The organism is Bifidobacterium sp. LH_417, from assembly GCF_056357035.1.
The window spans coordinates 25,799-48,551 of sequence record NZ_JBKEVI010000021.1 but is presented as its reverse complement, the minus strand read 5'-3'; the positions used below and the strand labels follow the sequence as shown (position 1 = coordinate 48,551).

18 protein-coding genes and 1 pseudogene are annotated in these 22,753 nt (G+C 64.9%); 8 read left to right on the top strand and 11 right to left on the bottom strand.

All coding sequences use genetic code 11. The features are described from left to right. Positions 1-18 precede the first annotated feature (18 nt). From AC1AYR_RS10415 to AC1AYR_RS10400, 4 genes and pseudogenes are all read left to right on the top strand, one after another. Positions 19-240, top strand: a complete 222-nt coding sequence (locus AC1AYR_RS10415; RefSeq protein WP_476512561.1) for a hypothetical protein — start codon at positions 19-21, stop codon at positions 238-240. A 187-nt stretch (positions 241-427) separates the two neighbouring features. Next, the gene (locus AC1AYR_RS10410; protein WP_476555172.1) at positions 428-1,021 is read left to right on the top strand and encodes an IS607 family transposase; all 594 of its coding nucleotides are present in this window, start codon (positions 428-430) and stop codon (positions 1,019-1,021) included. Further along, complete coding sequence (locus AC1AYR_RS10405) at positions 1,021-2,271, top strand: RNA-guided endonuclease InsQ/TnpB family protein (RefSeq protein ID WP_476512534.1); 1,251 nt, start codon at positions 1,021-1,023, stop codon at positions 2,269-2,271. Before AC1AYR_RS10410 ends, AC1AYR_RS10405 begins: the two co-directional genes overlap by 1 nt. An 18-nt stretch (positions 2,272-2,289) precedes the next feature. Next, a pseudogene (locus AC1AYR_RS10400) lies at positions 2,290-2,463 on the top strand (type II toxin-antitoxin system RelE/ParE family toxin); the annotation flags it as partial. A gap of 215 nt (positions 2,464-2,678) precedes the next feature. Here the strand turns inward: AC1AYR_RS10400 and AC1AYR_RS10395 are convergent. The 6 genes from AC1AYR_RS10395 to AC1AYR_RS10370 form a co-directional block, all read right to left on the bottom strand. Next, positions 2,679-4,127: an ABC transporter permease gene (locus AC1AYR_RS10395; RefSeq protein WP_476512535.1), complete on the bottom strand. Its 1,449-nt coding sequence runs from the start codon at positions 4,125-4,127 to the stop codon at positions 2,679-2,681. Next, positions 4,124-5,047 carry an ABC transporter ATP-binding protein gene (locus AC1AYR_RS10390; RefSeq protein WP_476512562.1) on the bottom strand — a complete coding sequence of 308 codons (924 nt, stop codon included), beginning with the start codon at positions 5,045-5,047 and terminating at the stop codon, positions 4,124-4,126. The genes AC1AYR_RS10395 and AC1AYR_RS10390 overlap by 4 nt, the downstream gene beginning before the upstream one ends. 108 nt (positions 5,048-5,155) lie before the next feature. Then, positions 5,156-5,644, bottom strand: a complete 489-nt coding sequence (locus AC1AYR_RS10385; protein WP_476512536.1) for an N-acetyltransferase family protein — start codon at positions 5,642-5,644, stop codon at positions 5,156-5,158. 47 nt (positions 5,645-5,691) lie between these two features. Then, positions 5,692-6,078 carry an ASCH domain-containing protein gene (locus tag AC1AYR_RS10380; protein WP_476512537.1) on the bottom strand — a complete coding sequence of 129 codons (387 nt, stop codon included), beginning with the start codon at positions 6,076-6,078 and terminating at the stop codon, positions 5,692-5,694. Between the two features lie 180 nt (positions 6,079-6,258). Continuing rightward, entirely contained in the window at positions 6,259-6,963 is a 705-nt protein-coding gene (locus AC1AYR_RS10375; RefSeq protein ID WP_476512538.1) for a Fic family protein, read from the bottom strand. Between the two features lie 1,286 nt (positions 6,964-8,249). Then, positions 8,250-8,726 (bottom strand): hypothetical protein, encoded by a 477-nt coding sequence (locus AC1AYR_RS10370; RefSeq protein ID WP_476512539.1) that lies wholly within the window; start codon positions 8,724-8,726, stop codon positions 8,250-8,252. Positions 8,727-8,955: 229 nt separating this feature from the next. On the opposite strand from AC1AYR_RS10370, the gene AC1AYR_RS10365 reads away from it, so the two are divergent. Beyond that, positions 8,956-10,116 carry an MFS transporter gene (locus AC1AYR_RS10365; RefSeq protein ID WP_476512540.1) on the top strand — a complete coding sequence of 387 codons (1,161 nt, stop codon included), beginning with the start codon at positions 8,956-8,958 and terminating at the stop codon, positions 10,114-10,116. 64 nt (positions 10,117-10,180) lie between these two features. Here the strand turns inward: AC1AYR_RS10365 and proC are convergent, their stop codons facing one another. Both proC and AC1AYR_RS10355 read right to left on the bottom strand, forming a co-directional pair. Continuing rightward, positions 10,181-11,002, bottom strand: coding sequence for a pyrroline-5-carboxylate reductase (gene proC / locus AC1AYR_RS10360; RefSeq protein WP_476512541.1), 822 nt, complete (start codon positions 11,000-11,002; stop codon positions 10,181-10,183). Between the two features lie 88 nt (positions 11,003-11,090). After that, complete coding sequence (locus AC1AYR_RS10355; protein ID WP_476512542.1) at positions 11,091-12,614, bottom strand: alpha/beta fold hydrolase; 1,524 nt, start codon at positions 12,612-12,614, stop codon at positions 11,091-11,093. Between the two features lie 174 nt (positions 12,615-12,788). Between AC1AYR_RS10355 and AC1AYR_RS10350 the strand changes: the two genes are divergently transcribed. Then, positions 12,789-15,266 carry a sensor histidine kinase gene (locus AC1AYR_RS10350; RefSeq protein WP_476512543.1) on the top strand — a complete coding sequence of 826 codons (2,478 nt, stop codon included), beginning with the start codon at positions 12,789-12,791 and terminating at the stop codon, positions 15,264-15,266. A gap of 68 nt (positions 15,267-15,334) precedes the next feature. Next, positions 15,335-16,078 carry a response regulator gene (locus AC1AYR_RS10345; protein WP_476512544.1) on the top strand — a complete coding sequence of 248 codons (744 nt, stop codon included), beginning with the start codon at positions 15,335-15,337 and terminating at the stop codon, positions 16,076-16,078. Between the two features lie 49 nt (positions 16,079-16,127). Here AC1AYR_RS10345 and AC1AYR_RS10340 read toward each other — a convergent pair whose 3' ends face one another. The 3 genes from AC1AYR_RS10340 to AC1AYR_RS10330 form a co-directional block, all read right to left on the bottom strand. Beyond that, on the bottom strand, positions 16,128-18,725 hold the full coding sequence (locus AC1AYR_RS10340; protein WP_476512545.1) for an ABC transporter permease: 2,598 nt from the start codon (positions 18,723-18,725) through the stop codon (positions 16,128-16,130). Positions 18,726-18,766: 41 nt separating this feature from the next. Then, entirely contained in the window at positions 18,767-19,579 is an 813-nt protein-coding gene (locus AC1AYR_RS10335; RefSeq protein ID WP_476512546.1) for an ABC transporter ATP-binding protein, read from the bottom strand. 314 nt (positions 19,580-19,893) lie between these two features. Beyond that, positions 19,894-21,210 carry an O-acetylhomoserine aminocarboxypropyltransferase/cysteine synthase family protein gene (locus tag AC1AYR_RS10330; protein ID WP_476512547.1) on the bottom strand — a complete coding sequence of 439 codons (1,317 nt, stop codon included), beginning with the start codon at positions 21,208-21,210 and terminating at the stop codon, positions 19,894-19,896. Positions 21,211-21,645: 435 nt separating this feature from the next. Here AC1AYR_RS10330 and AC1AYR_RS10325 point away from each other — a divergent pair, with 435 nt between their 5' ends. After that, positions 21,646-22,518 carry a pyridoxamine kinase gene (locus AC1AYR_RS10325; protein ID WP_476512548.1) on the top strand — a complete coding sequence of 291 codons (873 nt, stop codon included), beginning with the start codon at positions 21,646-21,648 and terminating at the stop codon, positions 22,516-22,518. Positions 22,519-22,753: the final 235 nt, after the last annotated feature.

Here is a 22,753-nt window from a genome sequence, read left to right as displayed (position 1 = left end):
CTTTGGTCGGAAAACAGAATACGCGGGAACGCCCCTTACGCTTACGGAATCAACGGCTCAACGACGAACTGGCTCAACGACGAACCGACACCCACGAAAACAGCAATAGCGCCCAATCTTTCCTATGCGACAGTGCCGGACGAGACCATGCAGTCTCTCGATGAAGCGAAGAACAAGCTTGCCTCCGGCAAGCCGAGGTTCAACAACGCCGACGAAATGTTCGACTCGCTGGGAATCTGACGATGCTCAAACCGGATTACACCGCCGCGTTCCAGAGAGACATCAAAAGACTCAAACGCAGGCACGCCGACCTACACGCATTGAAAGAGGTTGTTCGACTGGTGCTTGAGGATACAGCAGAGCATTTCCTAGCTGATTAATATCTACTCAAACCTATGCTAGACTATTCACTATGACATACTTTAGTTTGGCTGAATTCCTCGAACGCACCGGGGTAAGCGCCTCCACCGCCTACCGGGCGGAGAAGCGCGGCCAAATCAAACCGGCAAGAACCAGGGGAGGACACCGCCGCTATAGCCAGGAGGACGTCGCGGCACTGCTTGGATTACAGCATCAGAATGCGGAAAAGAAATGCGTCGTCTACTGTCGCGTCAGCAGCGCAAACCAGAAAAACGACCTCTCCGAACAAAAGAAAGCCATGATGGACTTCGCCACCGCCCGCGGCTACATCTACGAGGTCGTGGAGGAAGTCGGCGGGGGCATGAACATGAACCGGCCGAAATTCATGCGAATCATCAACGGCATCATCGACGGCGAAATCGGCACCCTGATAGTCGCCCACAAGGACAGGCTCGCACGATTCGGGTTCGATCTCATCCAAAACCTCGCCAACGAATACGGTGCGAAAATCATCGTCGCCAACCGTCCCGACATGAGTCCCCAGCAGGAGATGGTCGAGGATCTGATGAGCATCATCCACACCTATTCATGCCGCCTCTACGGACTTCGGAGGTATAAAACAAGCCGCGACCTCCTCGGAGACAAGGAAGGCGACGACTGATGCAGCGCACGTTCAAAACCCGGTTGAAGGTCAATAATCGCGAGGCGAACACGCTAGCACGCTGGTGCGGCATCAGCCGGCTCGCATACAACACGTGCCTCGCGCAATGGAACGCCGACTATGAGAACGGGACGGCGAAACACAATTACTACTCGATCAAGAAATGGTTCAACGCGGTCAAACGCGACATGTTCCCGTTCATCACGGAATGCAGCAAATGGGTGCCGGAAGCAGCCATCAAGGACCTGGATACGGCGTTCAGGAACATGTATGCGAAACGTGCCGCCCACCCACGGTTCCACAAGAAAGGCATCCGTGACTCCTTCCGAATCGACGGGTCGGTGGTCAAAGTCCACGACAGGACGCTACGACTGCCGAAAGGATTGGAACTACGACTCAAGGAAAGGTTCAGGTATGAAGACCGGGTAATCAAGATCAACAATGCGACCGTCAGCCGCAAAGCCGGATACTGGTTCGCTTCCATCTCCTGCGACATCGAGGAAACCCCGCGCGAAAACCAAGGCGGAAACATCATCGGCATCGACATGGGAGTGAAAACCATCGCATCATGTTCGGACGGCACCGTCATCGACAATCCGGGAACATTGCGCCGACGGGAGAGACGACTGAAGCATCTCCAACGGGCATTAAGCAGAAAACAGCCGGGATCCAACAACCGTCGCAAAGCGAGCGACCTGTTGGCCCGCTATCAGTACCGAACCGCCTGCAAACGTGCGGACTGGCTCCATAAGGCTACCCACGAGCTGGCGGTACGGAACGTTCTCTGCTTCATGGAGAACCTCAATATCCAAGGCATGACGCGCAAACCCGCCAAGCGACCCGACCCACAGCATCCCGGCCGGCATCTGCGAAACGGGCGCAAGGCGAAAAGCGGATTGGCGAAAAGCGTCATCGACGCAAGCATGGGCGAATTCCACCGGCAGCTCGCCTACAAGACCCGTGTCATCGACATCGACCGCTGGTATCCCAGCAGCCAAACATGCTCCGACTGCGGCAATCGGAAACCCATGCCGCTCAACGAACGCACATACCGGTGCGGCAAATGCGGACTCAACCTCGACAGGGACATGAACGCCGCATTGAACATACTTCATGTAGGGATGGCGAACTATCCCGAACTCATGCCTGCGGAGGGCGACACCAATCCGACATGCGACGACCATGTCGTCGCATCGAAGACGCCCCGTGAAACAGGAATCGACCATCAAACCCGTGAAGAACAGGTTTGAACAAGAATCGAAAGGCAGTCCAAAGAGACGCTGCGACGCAGGCACCGGGCCCATACGCTCACCGGCGATCTGTCCGGCGTGCTGGAATGTCACATCGGCAATGCCGGTGACTGGCTGCTCCTATGGATACGCAACGACGGAACCGCCGTGTTCATGCGAACCGGCAGTCACGACGAGTTGCTGGGCAGATAGACACCGGCAATCGCCATAGTGCCGGATCGCATGCCATATACCACAACGGTTTGAAGTCGAACCTCGAAGCAACGACGAACATAGTGGTCCAGAGACCGGCACAGATAATGAGCAGAATCCGCGTGACGACGAATACGAGTACCGCGACGCTCACGATGAGTATCGTCCTGTGATTGTCGTCTGCCTTCATCGCCACGCTTTCAGCACCACTCGCCTCAGTCGTCGACCCGGTAATCGGTCAGATTGAGCGTGGCCGCCACACGGTTGGATGCGAACGCGCCAACGGAGACCAGCGCATAGCACAGTGCAAGCCCACCGAAGAAGCTGGCCAGCGTGGCCGGTTCGCTCATCGAGACGGCGAACAGCGGAGCCATGAGCAGCATGGAACAGCCGCCCGATACGATCACCACGATGTTGAGCGGAGTGAGCACCTCGATGAATCGCGCACGGTTCAGAGTCTTGGCATCCGTGCCTTCCAGCATCAGCATGCGGTATTCGTCGGCCTGATCGTAGACGCTGCCGGCCTGCATCACGCCGGAGCTGACCGCAGCGAGCACTGCGGCGAACACCAGCGTCAGAACACCGCCGGTACCGATGTCGCGAACGAACACGATGGACGGGTCGTTGGCGTCGCCAGCCGTGGCGGCCGATCCGAGGAACCCGCAGATCGAGGTGATGCCGGCGATGAATACGGCCAGTGCGATGCCGGACACGTCACGCCACGCACGTTTCGAATTGTCGAGAATACGACGCATGGCGATCATCGTGGCCGCATCCTTGGGCCGCTTAATCTTGGCCTTGGCACGGGCGGCGACCACCCAGGAGCCCACGAGGTTCACCAGCGCGAAGCACAGCAGGATGAAACCGATGACCACGGCATACGCCACCGCCCGACCGGCCTGAGCCAACAAAGACGGGCTCTTGAAAGCGATCACGGCCACCATCATGACCACCGCGAACAGCACCATGCGGCCGCCCGAAGGCAATGCCGTGGCGGTGCGCGCGGTGACGCCAAGCGGGGTGATCGCCACACGGCGCAAGGTGACCAGAGACGAGACCAACGCCAGCACGGCCACGCCCGCCAGCGTGGCGACCAGTGCCAACGAGCCGACCCACAGCTGTTCGAACGTGAAATGCTGCGCTTGGAACGGAATCAGCATGATCACCGGTATCAGGGCGAAGTAGCCCACAATGCCGATGAGCGCGCCGACCAGCGTCTGACCTGCGGCGTCGAGCGCGGTAAGGCGAACCACCTGACCCGTGGTCGCGCCGGCCAGACGCAGCGCAGCGAGACGGACGTCGCGACGGGAGGCCGCCAGTCGTGCGGCGGAACCGGCGAGCGCCACGAACGGCACGACGAGCAGCATGCAGGCGAATGCCGCCAATGCCACATACGCGCCGTAGAACTGGGCCGGATTCGACGGATCGCTGACCTGCTGTTTCCATGCGTCTACCGTGTCGGGCCGGCAGGCGTCGAGGTCGAACATGCAGGCGGTGGTATGGTCTGCCGAAGCGCGCCAGATGAAGCCGTGCACGCCGCCGAGCACGGTGAGGAATATGGCGGTGGCGGCTGCGAAGGCGATGATCGCCAGTGCCGAGGTGTGGCCGGTGCCGCCACGTGAGCCGGGGCGGTGGAACAGGCGCCAGAGGGCGAATGTGCTCATCGCGCACCTCCTGCCGGCATGATGGTTCCGCCGGTCGGGACGGAGTTGGGGGTGCCGTCTGTCTGAAGCAGACGTCCGTCCCGCATCATGACGGTGCGTGAGCAGAAGCCGGCCACGTTGGGGTCGTGGGTGACGACCACCACGGCGGCGCCGTTGTCGTGTGCGGCGGCCATCAGGATGCTCATCACTTCGCGTCCGGTGTTTTGGTCGAGCGCGCCGGTCGGCTCGTCGGCGAACACCACGGCCGGTTTCACGGCGAGCGCGCGGGCGATGGCGATGCGCTGCATCTGTCCGCCGCTCATCTCCCCCGGCCTGTGGTTGGCGAGCGCGCGCAGGCCCATGCGTTCCAGCCATAGGATGGCGGTGTCCGTGGCGGTGCGGTATGGCGTGCCGTCGAGCATCATCGGCAGGGCGATGTTTTCCACGGCCGGCAGTTCGGGCAGCAGTTGGCCGGATTGGAATACGAAGCCGAATGCGTTGCGGCGCAGTTTGGTGCGGTCGGCGTCGCTCATGGCGTTCAGGTTCGAGCCGCGGAAGGTCACCGTGCCGGCGGTCGGTTTGATGATGCCGGCGAGCGCGTGCAGCAGCGTGGATTTGCCGGAGCCGGACGGGCCCATGACGGCGACCATTTCACCTTCGCCCAGCGTGAAGTTCACATGGTTCAGGGCGAGCGTATGCATAGCGGGTGAGGACGAGGGCGAGGCGAATCCGGGTTGACTGTTGGCGGCGCCCGTGTTGGCTGGCATTATGCCGGCGACATGATGATCGGCCTGCGCGCGGGCCATATCGGCGGTGTAGTCCATGACCAGATCGCGGGCTTCGATGACCGGGGGCCATTGCCGTTGCATGGTCTGCTGGTGCTGTTGTGCCGGCGCCATCAGGGGCTGGGGCTGCTGGGATTGCGCTGTTGCGGTGTTCATGTTCATGCTTCCGAGAGTACGGAGCGGACGCGCGCCCGACTATCAGGCTATGGTATGAACCTTTGCCAGCCGTCCTGACCGTTTCTCATCCGTGGGGATGAGAAACGGTCAGTAGTTGATCATCTCCAGTTCGGGGCCCATGTCCTCGGTCTGGGTGAGGCCGGTTTCGTGAAAGCCGATGTGCCGGTAGAAGCCTTGCGCATTCGTGTTGAATCCCACGATCCACAAGGCGAGCCGGTCGTTACCGATCGCCTGCCGTCCGGCGTCCACGAGCGCGCGTCCGATGCCGTGCCGATGCCGGTCGGCCAGTACGTACAGCGAGGCCAGTTCGGCCGCTTCGGGTCGGTCGATCGGCGGACGTGGCGTGCGCAGCAGTTCCGCGAATCCGATCACATGACCGTCGTCCAACGCCACCAGCGTGACCTGATCGGGATCGCTTGCGTGGCGTTGCGTGAGCCGGAGCGCGAATTCCGGTGTGATTGCATCGACGATCTCCTGGCTGATCTTTCCCTGATTCAGTTCGCGCCACGTACGCGACTGCACCGCGGCCTTCTCCTCATACCAACGCGGCTCGATCGGCCTGACATCGATAGTCACATGGCTCAAGGTAGACGGGACTCCCCTCTTATTGTCGATTCGTTCGGTTACAGCCGTTCGGCGACGGTGAAATGCTCCAACACCACGAGCGTATCGTCGTCGAGCACGAAACACGGGTCGGCGAACCCGGCACGGTACTCATCGGAGTTCCAGAACGTCTCGTGCGTATGCCGCCATTGCGCCGCAGTCATGTCACCCTCGCCCTCATCCAACGCCTGACGGTCGGTGACATCACCCAACCGGGTCACGGCGACATCGGTGGTAGCCAATACCGCCACGCCGCGCCCGTCGGAATCCACCAATACGGACCTGTCACCGACGCACGGCAATGGTTCGCCGCTTTCCGTGTAGTCAATCAGCAGCGACGACGTGGCGATCTTCACGCCATCGAGAATGAACGCGACCAGCCGGTCACGCTCCGGCCCGGGCGTCATGAACTCCGCCCTTGGCAGATCCTCCGGTTCCGGAGATTCCGAGTCCAACCACATAGAACGTGAATCAGTGGATGGGATGTTTGGCTGTCGGCTCATACTCCATGAGCATACTCAATGAAATTCCCCAATGGGTCTCTCCGGACGGTCTTTGATTGAGCCGTGACGCACTGGGGTTTTTTATTACTGCAGGAATTGACCGCGGGCCGTTTCCGACAATGAATACCGTATCGGCCGTTTGCCGTGCTCCTGCAGGAGGCTTAGGGCGAGGAGAGCGTTGATGGAGCTCATAAGCCTGGTGCTCCCGGCCTCGAGCCACGAGCACAGTTCCTTGCGGGATGCCGGATGCGGATTGTTGTCGAACAGTTCCACCTGCAGCAGATAGAATAGGACTTCCTTCTGGTCGACGGACAGGCTCTCCTGTTCGGCGTACCTGCTGAGTTTGTCGTGGGCGGCTGTCAGCATGCCCCATTTGTTTCCCAAGTCGGAGATGATGTTCTTCTGCGCAGTGATGATGAATTTCACCATCCGGTAGCAGAACAGGGACACATCGGAGCAGTTCAATGGGAATTGGGCGTCGTCGAACGCCTTGTAGTACTGGCCTTTAGCGTCGGCTATGACCGGGCTGAGCGATATCACGGTGGGCACGCTCAGATGCTTGCTCAGCTGCAATGCCAGGAGAAAACGTCCCGTGCGCCCGTTGCCGTCGTAGAACGGGTGGATGTATTCGAATGCGTAGTGGCACATCACGGCCCGGAGTATCGGCGGCATGTTCGGGTTGGTGAGCAGGGCTATCCATTTGGTGAGTTGCACCTGGATCTCCGATTCGGGGTATGCGCCGTCATGGAGTTTGCGCCCGTTGCCATCGTCCCATACAGTTTGGAACACGAATATTACTCTTCTATGTATCGAAAACGCCAAAAATCGATATATAGACAACTGGAGTTCGCTCTCAATGAATCCGAAACGAACGAGAACGGATTATAGGGCTCTTCGCATTATGGTGTGTATGGATCGTGCGCCTGTGGTTGTCGCCCCTCTCCAGCTGGCGGGAGGTGGCGTGTAGCGCCGGAGGGTGGCTGCGAGTCGCAATCCGGCGTTCGTCGCTGCTGGGCTGGCCGGTTCAGGCGTGGGCCGTTCGGTTCAATCGTAGGCCAGCCGTTTTCGGGGTGTGTGCGGCGGATGCGCGCTGGCGCGGCTTCCCATCCCCGCATCCCGGCCGGGTCTGCTCCACAACACGTGCCGGAGAGCCTGTTGTGGAGCAGCCTCCCGCAGCAACCCCCGTGCAAACCCCTGTTTCCAGTGTTCCCGGCCCGTAAAGTGCGCCACAACTCCCCGCAATCCCGGGTTCCGCCCCTGTTGTGGAGCGGGCCTGCTCCACAACAGAAGCCGGTATCGTTCCCACCGCGAGTCGTGGAGCAGACGGGCCCTCATAACGCGCCACAACTCCCGCGAACAGCCTCCCGCAACCGTGTTGTGGCGCACCGCTGTGCCACAACACGATCCCCGTACGCCGTTGTGGCGCACCGCCGCCCATCCCAGCGTCAGAACTCCCGGACGGAGCCGCCCATCTCCCGAATCCGCCACGCCCCCGAGGCCTAACGGCAGGAAGCCGGCGTTCAGCAATCCCGGACGAAGCCATTGATCTCCGGGATTCGGCGGCATCGGGGCATATATCGGGTATCGGCGCATGCCGTCCTACCGGGACGGATACGACGGCTCCCCGTCGAAGCGGAAGCGCCGGCTCCGGCCCACTGCGCCCGACCGGCGAGCCCGGAACCGGAATCCGGAACACCACATCGAGTCCCCACGGTCACCGGCCTGGACCCCCGTCGCACAACGCCATGCGAATCCTCAGACACGTCCTTTCCAACCCCAGACACCCTTCCGACGACGGGCAACACGGAACAACAAGGGCGAATGCGGGTTCGACCCCCATCGGCCGGGCGAAACGGTCTCTCCCCCAATCCGAAAACCCGCTCCCGACACGTTGAGGGAGACCCCGTTTCTCGCACCCCGTTTCTCGCACTCAACCGCGAAAAGCCAAAAATCCCGGTCAAGGGAGAACAATCCAAACCCGAACGACCCGTCGGCCCGTCCAACCCAGACAGATGATTGACGTGTGCTCCGGCGCCCGATTACGGACCGGGCACCGGAGCACGCACCGGCATCAGTCACTGCTTCTGCAGCCTGATGGTGGCGGTGACGCCCTGCATCGTCATCGGGAAGCTCAGTTCCTTGGACGAATCCGTGTAGGTGAACGTCTTCGTGTCATCGTTCGACGCGAGCAGCGCATCCTGCGTCTGCGTGTGGTCGTTGGCGGAGTCCCACGTCCAATCACCCGCTTCGGAGGGCGCCGCATAGCTGCCGGCCCAGAACAGTGCGGTGGTGTCGGGCATGACGTATTCAACCTTGATCGCGTCGGCCGTGACCGTGGCCTGCATATACGTGTCTTCGCTGTTCGAGTTGACCTGCTTCCACGTGCCGGTCAGATCGGCGGGCTTCGGTTGCGGCTCCGGTGCTTTCTGCGTCTTCGACGACTCCGATTTCACGCTCGAGCCGGCCGCCGTATCCGTACCCGCGCCACCACCGCATGCGGCGAGTCCGGTCAGCAACGCGATCGCCCCGATGGCCGCGATGATCTTCTTCATGGTTCTCTCTCCTTTGATAGGAATCATGGTTTCAATCCACCACGAATAACGGAACACGGGGACAGCTGACGGCACACATCGTGTCCCGCCACGGAGCGGAACAATCCCGCCGAAATACGAGCGGCATGACCTGACAGCATCCGGAAGCACACGGCGCATGCGACGCCTTCGGCGGTGATGAATATACTCTATCCGAGATCGATCGCACTGCAGAGAAGAGGAAGCACACGTGAAGAGAAGTCTGCTGTCCATCGCCGCGGGGGCCTTCGTGCTCGGCGCCGCCGAATTCGTGATGATGGGCATCCTGCCCCAGGCGGCGGCCGCCACGAACGTTTCCATCCCGACGGCGGGCCATTTCATCTCCGCGTACGCCATCGGCGTGTGCGTCGGCGTGACGATGCTGGTGTTCGGACGCAAGACCAGTCCGAAGCATCTGGTCATCCTGTTCATGGCGCTTGCGCTCGCCGGCAATGCGATGAGCGCGGCGGCGCCGAACGCCACGGTGCTCATCGCCGCCCGGTTCATCGCGGGACTGCCGCACGGCGCGTTCTTCGGCACCGGCACGGTGATCGCGAAGGCGCTGGCGGACAAGGGACGCGAAGGCAAGGCCGTCTCCGTGATGGTCACCGGTCAGACGCTCGCCAACATGTTCGGCGTCCCGGCGGGAACGCTGCTTGCCGAATACCTCGACTGGCGTCTGGCCTTCATCATCCTTGCCGCTGGCGCCGGACTCACGATCGTCCTCACCCTGGCGTGGATGCCGCTCATTCCGGCCGTGCCCGACGCCGGCCTCGCCGGACAGTTCCGTTTCCTCGCCAAGCCCGGCCCGTGGCTGGTGCTCGGCGCCGTGTTCGTCGGCAATTCGGGCGTGTTCTGCTGGTGGAGCTACGTCTCCCCGTGGCTGCAGAAGACCGGCGGCTATGATTCGCGTCTCGTGCCGCTGCTGATGATGCTCGCCGGATTCGGCATGGTGGTTGGCGGCCTGTCGGGCGGGCATATGGCCGATCGTTGGCTGCACTCCGCGACCGCCGCACTGGGCCAGACGATCTCCGCGATCGGTCTGCTTCTGGTGTTCCTGACGCCCGGCAACATGGCCACCTGCGCCCTGCTGACCTTCTGGATCGCGTTCGGCCTGTTCTTCATCAACGGCCCTCAGATGCTGCTGATGGCCGAGGCCGGCAAGGGCGGCGGCGAACTCATCGGCGGAGCGGCCGTGCAGATTGCTTTCAATGGCGGCAACGCCGTCGGGTCATTGGTCGGCGGCATGGCATTGAACGCCTCCGGCATGGATTACCACATCATCGGTCTCGCCGGTCTGCCGTTCACGATGGCCGCGGTGGCGTTGCTGGCCACGTTCGCCCTGCGGTTCGAACGGGTCGGCCGGCACTGATCGGTGTGTCATGGTCGACCTGCCCATGACACACCGGAGACATGCCTGATCCTCCGCGCGGAGGCTATTCCATGATCGCGTCGACGCCGTCGATGACAGCGCCGCGGAACCCGTCCTTCTCCAGCTTCGCGACGCCGCGGATCGTGGTGCCGCCGGGCGAGCAGACCGCGTCCTTCATCGCGCCGGGATGGTCGCCGGTCGCCATATAGAGCGCGCCCACGCCTTCGACCATCTTCGCGGCGAGGCGGTAGGCGGCGGCGCGTTGCAGACCGTATTTGACGCCGGCGTCGCCGAGCGCCTCGATGTACATGTCGGTGAACGCGGGAGCGCAGCCGGCGACGACCATCGCGATGGTCATGTGCGCGGTGTCGACGCGTTCGATGAGGCTGATCGGCGAGAACAGCGCCTCGAACGTCGCCGTCTCCTCCTCGGTCAGCGTGTTCGCGGTCTCGGTGACGAGCACGCCCTTGCCGACGGCCATCGGCGTGTTCGGAATCGTGCACTGGACGTGCATGCCGTCCGCGGCGCCATCGGCACCTCCCGCGAACAGGTTCCGGTACCGCTCCAAATCCCATCCGGCGGCGATGGACACGACGATCTTGCCGGGCTTGGCGAGTTCCGCGGCGAGCGGGCCGACCACGCTCTCGATCTGGTACGGCTTGATCGCGACGACGACCACATCGGCCGCGACGACGACCTCGAGCGCGTTGTGCAGCGGACGTGCGCCGAGTCTGGCCGTGCTGGCCTCCAGCTTGTCCCAGTGGGCGGCGCAGGCGACGATCTGCCCACCGCGCACGACGCCCGCGTCGACGAGTCCGCGCGCGATGGCCTGGGCCATGTTGCCGTAGCCGATGAATCCTATGGTGATGTCGTTCAGATCGGTCATATCCGTCCGTAGCCTTTCCCTAGGTGCCGTGCTATCCGCACGCCATCATAGCGCCGTCGATGTTTCGGGGAGAGATGTTTCGGGGAGATCAGAGCAGCTCCGCGAGGTCTCCCCTGCCCAGCGCCTCGTCCCACAGGTGGCGGAACACGACCGACCCGTGCAGGCCGTCGTGCTCGAACTCGTTCGTCACCCAGTAGTGGCTGTTGCCCACGCGGCTCAGCGTGTCGAGCTGGAGACCCGAGTCCACGTACATGTCGTCGAAGTAGACGGCGGCCTGCAGCGGCACCTCGTTGCGGGCGAGCTGGTCCTCGTCGTAGATCACGCCGAAGCGCGTGTCTTCCATGAGCACGTCCATCGCCGGCTTGAACGGGCGCAGCGCTGCCTCCTGTTCGAACATCCATGGGAACATGGCTTCGCCGGTGAACGTGAGCGGCCGCTCCCCCGCATCGAATTCGGGGTGCGTGTCGCGTACGCGCTGCGCCGCCCAGCGGATCGGCTCGTCGAGTTCGCCGTTCGCGTAGATGAACTCCTGCAGCGGCCAGTAGAGGGGCCGCGACGAGGTGGCGTTCATCACCTTGGCGAGGAATTCGTCGGTGAGCGTCGCGCCATCGCGGCCGGGCCCCGGCACGGAGCCGTCGGCCTCGGCGAACGCGTCGTCGAGGATCCAATGGACGCGTTCGAAACTCGGCTTCATGCCGAAATCGGAGCCGAGGCATTGGAGTCGTTCGACGGTCAGAGGGTCGCCGTTGGGCAGCAGCGGGAATCCGTGCGCGGCCATGCCGGCGACCACGCCGAGTCTGCGTCCGATGCCGTCGGACGCCATCGGTCCGAGCACGGTGTCGGTGAGGCGCCCGGTGAAGTCCCGTACCTCGACGACGGTCGGCAGCATGTCGGCGAGCGCGGCGACGCGCTCCCTGTCCTGCGGGTAGCGTTCGTAGAACCGCGCGGTCTTCATCGCCATGCGCGGGAACGTGTGTTCGTATACTTCGGTGGCGTCGGCGGGCACGTGCGGGATGCCGCCGGTGGTGAAGCTCGCGGCGATGCCCTGCGGGTACAGGGACAGGTAGGTGAGGGTGAGGAATCCGCCGTAGCTCTGTCCCAGCGTCGTCCACTTGCGTCCGTCGAATTCGGTGCGTCGCAGGTGTTCGAAGTCGCGCACGATGGAGTCGGCGAGGAAGTGCTTGAGATAGTCGGCCTGCGCGCGCGCCGCGGCCGTAGCCGGTCCCGCGCCGCCGGCGGCGACGGTACCGGCCGCGTCGTCGTATGCGGCGGCGATGCGGCGCATCGTGTGCGTGTCGATGCGGCTGGAGCGTCCGGTGCCGCGCTGGTCGGGCAGGATGACGCGGAAGTGTCTGATGGCCTCCTCGATCCATCCATCGCTCGTCGGATTCAACAGGCGCGGGCCGGCGCCGCCGGGACCGCCTTGCAGGAAGACGAGCAGCGGCAGGTCGTCGTGCACGTGTTCAGGTGCGGTGACGACACGGTAGAACAGTTTGATGGTTTTCCCGTCGAATCCCCGACCGGGTTCGTGGCCGGTCCAGTCGAGCGGCACGTCGATGGAACGATCCTCGATGTGCAGTCCCGGCACATGGTATTCGCTGAGCAGTGTCATGTGTGGTCGGCCTCCCCGTGGTGGTCGTGATGGTTCCGTGATGCTTGTCCGAATCAAGGATACGCCGCCACGGCGCGGCCCGACGCGGGCATACGCCCACGTTCCGCCGCCTTCCGGTCGTTCATCCTCGGGGAGGATGGCGGCCGTATGGCCGTGGCGGCTAGTGTTGGGCGCATGGATGGAATGAGACGGTTGGCGGCGTGGTGCCGCGCCCATGTGCTGGTGCCGGACACGTTGCTCGCGTTGGCGTTGTCCGTCTTGCTGATGCCGCTCGTGGGTTCGACGGAAGGCGCGCAGCCGGGCCTGTTGTTCCCCGGCGGGAAGACCGCCTTGGCTGTGTGGTCGCTTGTCGAGATGATTCCGTTGGCATTGCGCCGGTTCCGCCCCGAACCCGCGGCGTGGGCGTTCGTCGCGGTCGTCTCCGCGCATCTGTTGTTCGGGCCGGCTGCCGTCTATGGCGATTTCGTCGCGCCGCTCATGCTGTATTCCGTGCTGTTGCACGGCGAGCGCCGTCACACCGTGCGTTTCGTCGTGGCGGCGTTCGTCATGGGTGTGATGACGGCCTGCGTCTGGGCGGTGGCGTTCGATCTGAATCCGGTGTCCGGTACGGCCGGCGGCTCCGGCGCCGGGGATAGGGTCCTGCGCGATGCGGTTGCATTGGGCGGCGTGATTCTCGCCTGTATCAGCGGCGTCGTCGTGACGGCGTTGTGGCGACGCGCGACGCGTGAGACGTTGGAGGCGATGCGCGAGCGCAACGCGTCGATTGAGGCGCGCGAGGCGGAGGAGACGCGCATCGCGGCATTGGCGGAACGGGCGCGCATCGCCCGGGACATGCATGACGTCGTCGCGCACACGCTGTCCACGATCATCGTCCAATCGGATGGCGGACGCTATGCGGGCGCTCGTGACGTCGAGCTCGCACGGCGGACGATGACGACGATCCGCGACGAGGCGACGCATGCACGGCATGATATGGACCGGTTGTTCGATGCGTTCCGGGAGCGTTCCGGCACCGGGTACGTGGACATCGACGCGTTGTTCGACGGTCATCCGCCGGTCACGCGCCATGTGGAGGGAGAGGCGCGGCCGGAACGGCTCTCCCCCGATGCGGATACGGCCGTGTTCCGTCTCGTGCAGGAGGCGTTGTCGAACGTGCGCCGCCATGCCGGCGACGGCACGCAGGTGACGGTCGACGAGACGTGGTCGGCCGACTCGATGTCGATCCGCGTCCATGATGACGGGCGGGGATCGGCATCGGCAGTGGACGGCCATGCACCCGGCTATGGTCTGATCGGCATGCGGGAACGCGTCGAGGCGGCCGGCGGCACGTTCGCGGCCGGACCCGGCGACGGTTCCGCCAGCGGTCGGGATGCCTGTTCCGCCGTCGGCTTCACGGTCGCGGCGACGCTGCCGCTCATGCCGACAAGCGAGGGTTCCATGCCCACACGTCCCTCACGTTTCAGCGTCGTGCCGTTCGCGTCGTGGCAGCGGTGGCTGCGGTGGCTGTCGGCGCGGCTGCGTTCGTTCCGGTTCGCCGCAGACGGCGACGTCAACGGCACCTATACGACCGGCACAGCCAGCGCGCCTGACATGATCGGGCGAATCGCATGGTGGATGCAACGGCATTACCTGCTCGTGGACTCGCTGACCGCACTGGCATTGACGGTATTGCTGACGAACGCGACGGTCAACGAACTGGCACTGTCGTGGCCGGCGCTGCAAGGCGTGGCCGGATACGCGACGGCGTTCCTGCTGACGCTCGTCATGACGCTGCCGTTGGCGTTCCGCCGCCGCTTCCCCGAGGCGAGCGCGGCGGCGATGGCGACGCTCGCCTGTCTGCAGATGCTGGTCATCGACACGTTCCTGACCGTCGACCTGTTCGCGTTCGTGCTCGTGTACGCGGCGGTGCTGTATGGTCGCGAGACGGCGTGGCGGTGGGTCGTGCCGGTGATGGCGGCCGACGCGCTGCTGTGCGGCGTGAAGATTACGGCCGCCTGGAATGGAGTCCCTTCGCTGCCCGCGTTGTTCGCACGGTACACGTCCTCTTCCGCCGCCGCTGCTTCCGCATCCATTCCCACGACGATGCCGTGGCCGGCGTTCCTGTTCGGTCTGATGATGATGGGCGGCGTGGTCATGATCGTGGGCTTCGCGTGCGTCGCGCTGGCGCGCTGGCGGCGTTCGCGCGGGGCGAACGTGCTCGTACTGCGGCAGCGCGAGGAGGCGCTGCGCGCCGAACAGGAGCGTCGCAAGGTGCTCGCGGCGAATCTGGAGCGCGAGCGCATCGGCGCTGCCATGCGCGCCCGCATCGCAGACACGCTGGAGACGGTCGCCGCCAGCGCAGCCGAGGGACTGGTCATACTGGACGGGACCGAGCCGCCCTCCCCCGAACGCATCGCCGCATCGTTCGCGGCGATCGGCCGGCAGGGGCGGGATGCGCTCGCGCACATGCGCGGGTTGCTGACGATGCTGCGCGAGACCGGATTCTCCGACGAGGCGGGAGACGCGAGCCTATCCGCCCGTGGCGGTGATGCGCCGATGCGTCTGGCTCCGGCGGCCTCGTTGGACGAACAGTTGGGAGGCGCGCGGGACGGTGAACGGCCATCGGCGTCGCGATCGAATATGATTGGAGTGATTCCGAATGACTCAGGATGATCCCCGATGATTCGGGCCAGGGTGTGATCTGCCGATGTGCACGCGTCGGAACCGTTACTGTGGGATGTATGAACGAGAAAACGAATCGGAGCATACGCGTCGTCGTGGCGGATGATCAGGAGCTGGTGCGCGCCGGCTTCGCGATGGTGATCGGCTCGCAGCCGGACATGGAGGTCGTCGGGCAGGCGGGCGACGGCGATGAGGCGGTCGCTGTGGCCGCGACGAGGCATCCGGACGTGGTGTTGATGGACGTGCGCATGCCCGGCATGGACGGCATCGAGGCGACGCGGCGCATCACCGCGGGCAATTGCGCAGACGGGACCGGCGACGGATCGGACGGCTCCGACGGTTCCGATGGTTCCGACGATTGCACGCGTCCGACGCGCGTCATCATCCTCACCACGTTCGATCTGGACGAATACGTGATGGCGGCGATCGAGGCGGGCGCCTCGGGCTTCCTGCTCAAGGACACGGAGCCGGAGGCGTTGTTGGGGGCGATTCGCACCGTGTTCCGCGGTGACGCGGTCATCGCCCCCTCCGCGACGAAGCGGCTCATCGAGAAGATGACGTGCGACGGCTATGCGGCGGGCGGAGGTGCCGGCTATACGGATCCGGAGCTGGAACTGCTCACGGACCGCGAACGCGAGGTGCTCGTCGAGATCGCGCGCGGATTGAACAACCGGGAGATCGCCGACAAGCTGTTCGTCTCGCTGCCCACCGTGAAGACGCATGTGGCACACATCCTCGCGAAGATCAACGCGCGCGACCGTGTGCAGGCGGTCGTCTTCGCCTACGAGAACCACCTGGTGTGAGCACACGGGAGTGCGGGCCCGGACTCCCGTGGCCCGCACCATTGCGCCGTCAGGCTTCGGCGAGCGCCTCCACCGGCGGCACGCGGACGGCGCGACGCGCGGGCAGGATGCTGGCCAGGAGGGCGGCGAGGCCGGCGACCGCGAGCACGGCGCCATCGGCACCCCACGCGACGGGCATCGCCACCGTGCCGTAGAGGCTGAACACCATGTAGGAGCCGAACCATCCGAACACGGTGCCGACGATGACTCCGGAGACTCCGGAGACGAGGGTGAGCAGGAGCGCTTCGACGGCCAGGGAGCGGCGCAGCTGGCTGCGGGTCATGCCGATGGCGCGTAGTGTGGCGGACTCTCGGGTGCGTTCGATGACGGACAGGGACAGCGTGTTGGCGACGCCGACGAGCGCGACGAGCACGGCCACGGCGGTGAGTCCCACGAGCAAGGCCATCAGCATGTCGATGCTCGTGTCCCACATGGCTCGTTCGGCGATGGGTCCGGTCACCTTGGCGTCCGCGCTGGCGGAGAGTGCGGAGCGGACGTCGTCGAGGACGACGCCGACGCTCGTTCCGGCTGTCTCGGCATCGACGCTCGCGAGGAGCATGCGCCCTTGCGCGGCGAGGTCGCCGTCGGTGAAATGCGTGTCGGTGACGAATGCGACGGCATCATAGTCGGCGCTGACGCGTCGGTAGTCGGCTTGGATGACGTCGAGCCGCAGGTCGGACGCCATGGAACCGGAATCGATGGCACCTCCGAACGACGTGTATTCGGGCATGAGCACACCGGATTCGGTCAGGCGCACGCCATGCAGGTCGGCGTGCAGGACACGCGACAACGCATGGGCGTCGGGCACGCCGACGAGCAGCACGGTCAGTTGCTTTCCCTTGCGGTCCGTGACGTCGCGGACCGCGGTGGGCGCGGACAGCACGTTCTTGACGCCCGGGACCCGTCGTACCTTGGCGACCTGCGCGTCGGTCAGGCTGGTGGCGGTGGCGACCATGTCCACGCTGTAGCGGGCGGCGAGCGCCTCGTTCATGGTGGTTTTGGCGCTCGTGGCTCCGGTTGCGATGGCGGCGACGAGGGTCACGCCGATGAGGAGCGCGGTGCCGGTGGCGGCGGCCCTGCGCGGGTTCTTCCGCACGTTCGCGTCGGCGATGACGGCGCTGGGGCCGGCTGTGGAGGCGAACACGCCGGCGCCGCGCATGAGGACGGGCATCCAGTGGATGGCGGAGACGACGAGCGCGACGAACACGAGGGCGCAGCCACCCATCGCGGTGAGCAGGACGATGCTGTAATAATCGTCGGCGTATGACGCACGCCCCGCCGCGGACAGGCGCATCTGCCATGCGCCGAACGCGCACAGGGCAAGCCCGGCGGCCATCATGAGCGCGGACAGGATGCCGCGGACGCGTCCGCCACGGCGCGTGGCGGCGAGTTCGATGGGGCGCATGGCCTCAAGCGGCGTGACGGTGGTGGCGGAGCGCGCGGAGCCGAGGGACGCGATCACAGTCATGGCGACGCCGAAGACGATGGGGATGACGAACACCGGCCAGGTGACGACGAGCCGCAGGGAGGCGCCGGACGCCGGTTTCAGGATTCCCGTGGCGCACAGCATGGCCATGATCGCGATGCCGACCGCCACGCCTATCGCGGAGGCGGCGAGACCGAGGATCGTGGCCTCGCACAGGACGGACGCGCGGATCTGGCCGCGGCTGGCGCCGATGGTGCGCAGCAGCGCGAGGGTGCGCCGGCGTTGGGCGACGAGCACCTGGAATGTGTTGGCGATGACGAGTGCGGCGACGAGCAGCGCGAGGATGCCGAAGCTCATGAGGAACGTGGTGGCCACGTCGGTGCCGTTGGCGCTGAGGGATGCCATGGCGAGCCGGTTCGCCTCGGCACGGTCGACGAGATGACTGTATGCGGGCAGGAGCCTGGAGATGGCGGCGGTGTCCGCGTCCCGGTCGAGGGCGAGGTAGACCGAGGTGGCGTTGACCTTCCCGAATCCGTCGACGCCGTTGCACCGGGCCATGAGGTCGTCGGAGAGGATGGCGGCGCCGCCGTAGTACGGGAAGGCGCCGCCCGTGTCGCGCGTCAGTCCGGTGACGCGCGCGCGGATGCCTTCCGCGCCCATCGTGCCGGCCGTCGTCCCGCGTTCGGCGGTGACGGTCACGGTGTCGCCCACGTGGACGCCGAGCTGTTCGGCGGTCTGCTCGGTCAGCGAGATCTCGCCGTCGCCGGCGGGCTGGCCGCCTTGCGTGACGTGCACGGGCAGCAGGTCGCGGTCTGATGCGGTGGTGATCGCATAGCCGTCGGCGTGGCGTCCGGAGGCGGACAGGCCGATTTCCGAGGCTGCGACGGCGCGCACGTCGGTGACGCCCGGCACGGCGCGCATGCGGTCGAGATGATAGTCGTCGACGGTGCGCGAGTTCGCCTCCTCCGTCTGCTGTTCGCTGGGGTGTTCGGGCAGGTCGGGCAGGACGAGGGCGTCCGCCTGCGCGTAGATAGCGGTCTGCTGGCGGATGAGCGCATCGTTCATCGCGTTGCCGAACAGGAACGTGGCGGCGATGAACGCGGTGCCGATGAGAATGGCGATTCCCGCCGGAATGAGCGTGCGCGCGGTCTTGCGCATGAGCTGCAGGGTGATGCGGAACATGATTGGTCTGATCCTTTCCCGTCGTCGTGAAGACGGCCGGTTCAACGGGTGTGGCGGGACGTGGCGGCGTGGCGTGCTCCCGCGTCGCGGCGTTCCTCCATGAGCAGTTCGCTCATGCGCTCGGCGGTGGGATGCGTCTCGTCGGCGACGATGCGCCCGTCGGCGAACACGATGGCCCGGTCCGCGTATGAGGCGGCCACGGCGTCGTGCGTGACCATGATGATGGTCTGTCCGAGCTCGTCGACCGAACGGCGCAGGAACGACAGCACTTCCGCACTGGACACGGAGTCGAGATTGCCGGTGGGCTCGTCGGCGAACACGAGCTTCGGCTTGGCGATGAGCGCGCGGGCGATGGCGACGCGCTGCTGCTGGCCGCCGGACAGTTCCGTGGGGCGATGGTCGAGGCGGCGTTCGATGCCGAGCGTGGAGACGAGCAGGCGGAACCATGCGCGGTCGGGTTTCGCGCCCGCGAGCGTCAACGGCATGAGGATGTTCTGTTCGGCGGTGAACATGGGCAGCAGGTTGAAGCTTTGGAAGATGAACCCGATCTGCGTGCGTCGCAGCAGGGTGAGTCGCTTGTCGTCCAGTCGCGTCAGGTCGCGACGTTGGAAGAGCACGCGCCCGGACGTGGCCGTGTCGAGTCCGGCGAGCGTGTGCATGAGCGTGGATTTGCCCGAACCGGACGGGCCCATGATCGCCGTGAACCGTCCCCTGCCGAAGCTCACGTTCACGCCGCGCAGCGCGTGCACGGCGTTGTCCCCCTCGCCGTAGTCCTTGGTCAGGTCGATCGCCTGGATGGCGGGCGTGGTCTCGTCATCGCCCGGAATGTACGCCGGGGCGTTCATGTCGAACATTCGTCTCTCCATATCGTGCGGCCGGGAACCGTTCCCGGCGTATGGTTCATACGATATGGATGTCGGCCCGCGCGCCCCATCGTGCGCGGGGATGGTTTCGACGGCACGGAGACGGACGTCCGTCATCCTCAAGGATGACGGACGGATATGGATGAGCGGCGTGGGTGGTGATGATGCGATCGCATCATCACCACCCACGCCGCTCACAGGTCCAGGTGAAGCCTTCCCCGCTTTCGGACGTCCGCCCGTCACGCCATCCGCGTCATGACCCGCGGCGGCGCCCCTTCGACGGATGGACGTCCGAGGCTATCGGCTCACTTGGCGAGGCCGGAGGCGCGCAGCGCTTCAAAGCCGCCCTTGAGGTCGTCGAGGATGTCCTCGATGTTCTCGGTGCCGATGGACAGGCGGATGGTGCCCTGGTGGATGCCCTGATCCTCGAGCTCCTCCAGCGTCTCCTGGGAGTGCGTGGTGGAAGCCGGGTGAATGACGAGGCTCTTGGCATCGGCCACGTTGGCGAGCAGGGAGAACAGGTGCAGGTTGTCGATGAAGACACGCGCCGCGTCCTTGCCGCCCTTGATGTCGAACGTGAAGATGGAGCCGGCGCCCTTCGGGAAGTACTTCTTGTACAGCTCGTGGTCCGGACGGCCCTCGATCGACGGGTGGGAGATGGACTCGACCTCAGGCACGGTCTGCAGGTATTCGACGACCTTGAGCGCGTTCTCGACGTGGCGTTCGACGCGCAGCGACAGGGTCTCGGTGCCCTGCAGCAGCAGGAACGCAGCGAACGGGCTCAGGGTGGCGCCGGTGTCACGCAGCAGGATGGCGCGGATGCGGGTCACGAACGCGGCACCGCCCAGGGCCTCGTAGAAGTTGAGGCCGTGGTAGGACGGATCCGGCTCGGTGAGGGTCGGGAACTTGCCCGGCACGGCGTTCCAGTCGAAGTTGCCGCCTTCGACGATCACGCCGCCCAGCGTGGTGCCATGACCGCCGATGAACTTGGTCGCGGACTCGACCACGACGTCGGCGCCGTGCTCGAGCGGACGGAACAGGTACGGGGTGGCGAACGTGTTGTCGACGATCACCGGCAGGTTGTGCTTGTGCGCGATCTCGGAGATGGCCTCGAAGTCCGGCAGGTCGGCGTTCGGGTTGCCGAAGGTCTCGAAGTAGACGAGCTTCGTGTTCTCCTGGATGGCGTCCTCGAACTCCTGCGGGTTCTCGGCGGAGACGAAGGTGGTGGTGATGCCGTCGCGCGGCAGAGTGTGGCGCAGCAGGTTGAAGGTGCCGCCGTAGATGTTCTTCGCGGCGACGATGTGGTCGCCGGACTGGGTGATGTTGCGCACCGCGTATTCGACGGCCGCGGCGCCGGAAGCGACCGCGAGGCCCGCGGTGCCGCCTTCGAGGGCGGCGATGCGGTCCTCGAACACGCCCTGCGTGGAGTTGGTCAGACGACCGTAGATGTTGCCCGGGTCGGCGAGACCGAAGCGCGCCTCGGCATGGTCGAAGTTGTGGAAGACGTAGGAGGTGGTCTGGTAGATCGGCACGGCGCGGGAGTCGGTGGCCGGGTCGGCCTGCTCCTGGCCCACGTGCAGCTGCAGGGTTTCGAAACGGTAGTTCTTGTTCTTCTCGGCCATGATGTGTGCTCCTTGTCGGTTGGTCGCGAGGTCTTGTTCTTCGCCACCCGCCTGCCGTGTTCGGCGGTTGGCGAGGTGTTGGTTATGAAGGTACGACCCCGGCCCCGCACGCCGCAAGCCCGACGTTATCGGGGTTGCCTATAGGGTCTTATCATCCGTTGGCATCATTGGCGTCGCGGCTCGTCGACGATGCCGAATCCCACGCCGTGAAACTTGCGACACGCCGTATGCGCCCGTTCCCCGACGAGTCATCGCGCCGGACGTCGCCATCGACAAGGACATGTGCGAACCGCACCCCGTCCGACGTGTTCGTCTCGCCATGTGAACCATGGACGACGTCAGCGTACGCTCCGTTTCACGGAAGGACTACGCTCGGCGGTGTTGCAAGTCGAGGACGGCCGGAAGAGACCGTCCGATTCGTTGATTGGAGCGATTATGACCGATGTCACGCTGTATGACCGTGACCCCCTGTACATTCCGCGCGTGGCCGCCGTGCACGACATGTGCGGCTACGGCAAATGCTCGCTGACCGCCGCCATCCCGATCCTGTCCGCCGCCGGCTGCGACGTGTGCCCGGTGCCGACCGCCCTGTTCTCCGCGCATACGCGCTACGAGGTGTTCACCTTCCACGACACCACGGAGATCCTCCCCGCCTACCTCGACGCGTGGCGCAAGGAGAACGTCGACCTTGACGGCGTGTACTCCGGCTTCCTCGGCTCCGCCGAACAGGTGGCGCTGATCCAGCGCCTGTACCGCGAGTACCCGAAGGCGCTGCGTCTGGTCGACCCGGTGATGGGCGACGCCGGTCAGATGTACCCGACGTACACGCCGGAACTGTGCGAGGCGATGGGCGCGCTCGCGGACGGCGCGGACGTGCTCATGCCGAATCTGACGGAGGCGTCGATCCTCACGAAGCGCGACTACCCGGGGCAGGACCTCGACGACGCGGCGGTCACCGACCTGCTGGACGCGCTGCTGAAGCTCGGCGCGAAGAACGTGGTGCTGAAGGGCATCGACCACGGCGACGGCAAGATCGTCAACTACGTGGCCAGCGCGTCCACCGGCGCCGAAGGCAAGATCGAGCTCGCGCACGACAAGCTGCCGTACATGATCCACGGCACGGGTGACGCGTTCGCCTCCGCGCTGTGCGGCGCGGTGCTGGCCGGCCGCGGCCTCGCCGAGTCCGCGCGCATCGCCGGCGAGTTCGTGCGCCATGCGATGGAGAGCACGCGTCACCAGCCGAACTTCGAGGAGCGCGGCGTGAGCTTCGAGCTCAACCTCGGCGAGCTCACCGGCCTGGTGAAGTGACCGACTTCCGCATGACGGCATCGGCTCTCCATCGTGGGGACCGATGCCGTTCTCGTTTCAGGCGCCTACCCGCTTCCTACGCTTGGTCAGTCGGCGGCCATCGAAGCGGTGTAGCCTCGGGGATTACGGACCTGCGTGCGGGCAACGGCCGGTAGTCGTACCGTGGAATCATCGATGGACAAGGATGTCCCGATCGATGAACCGTCGACTTTCGATGACGTCGAAAGACCGGACG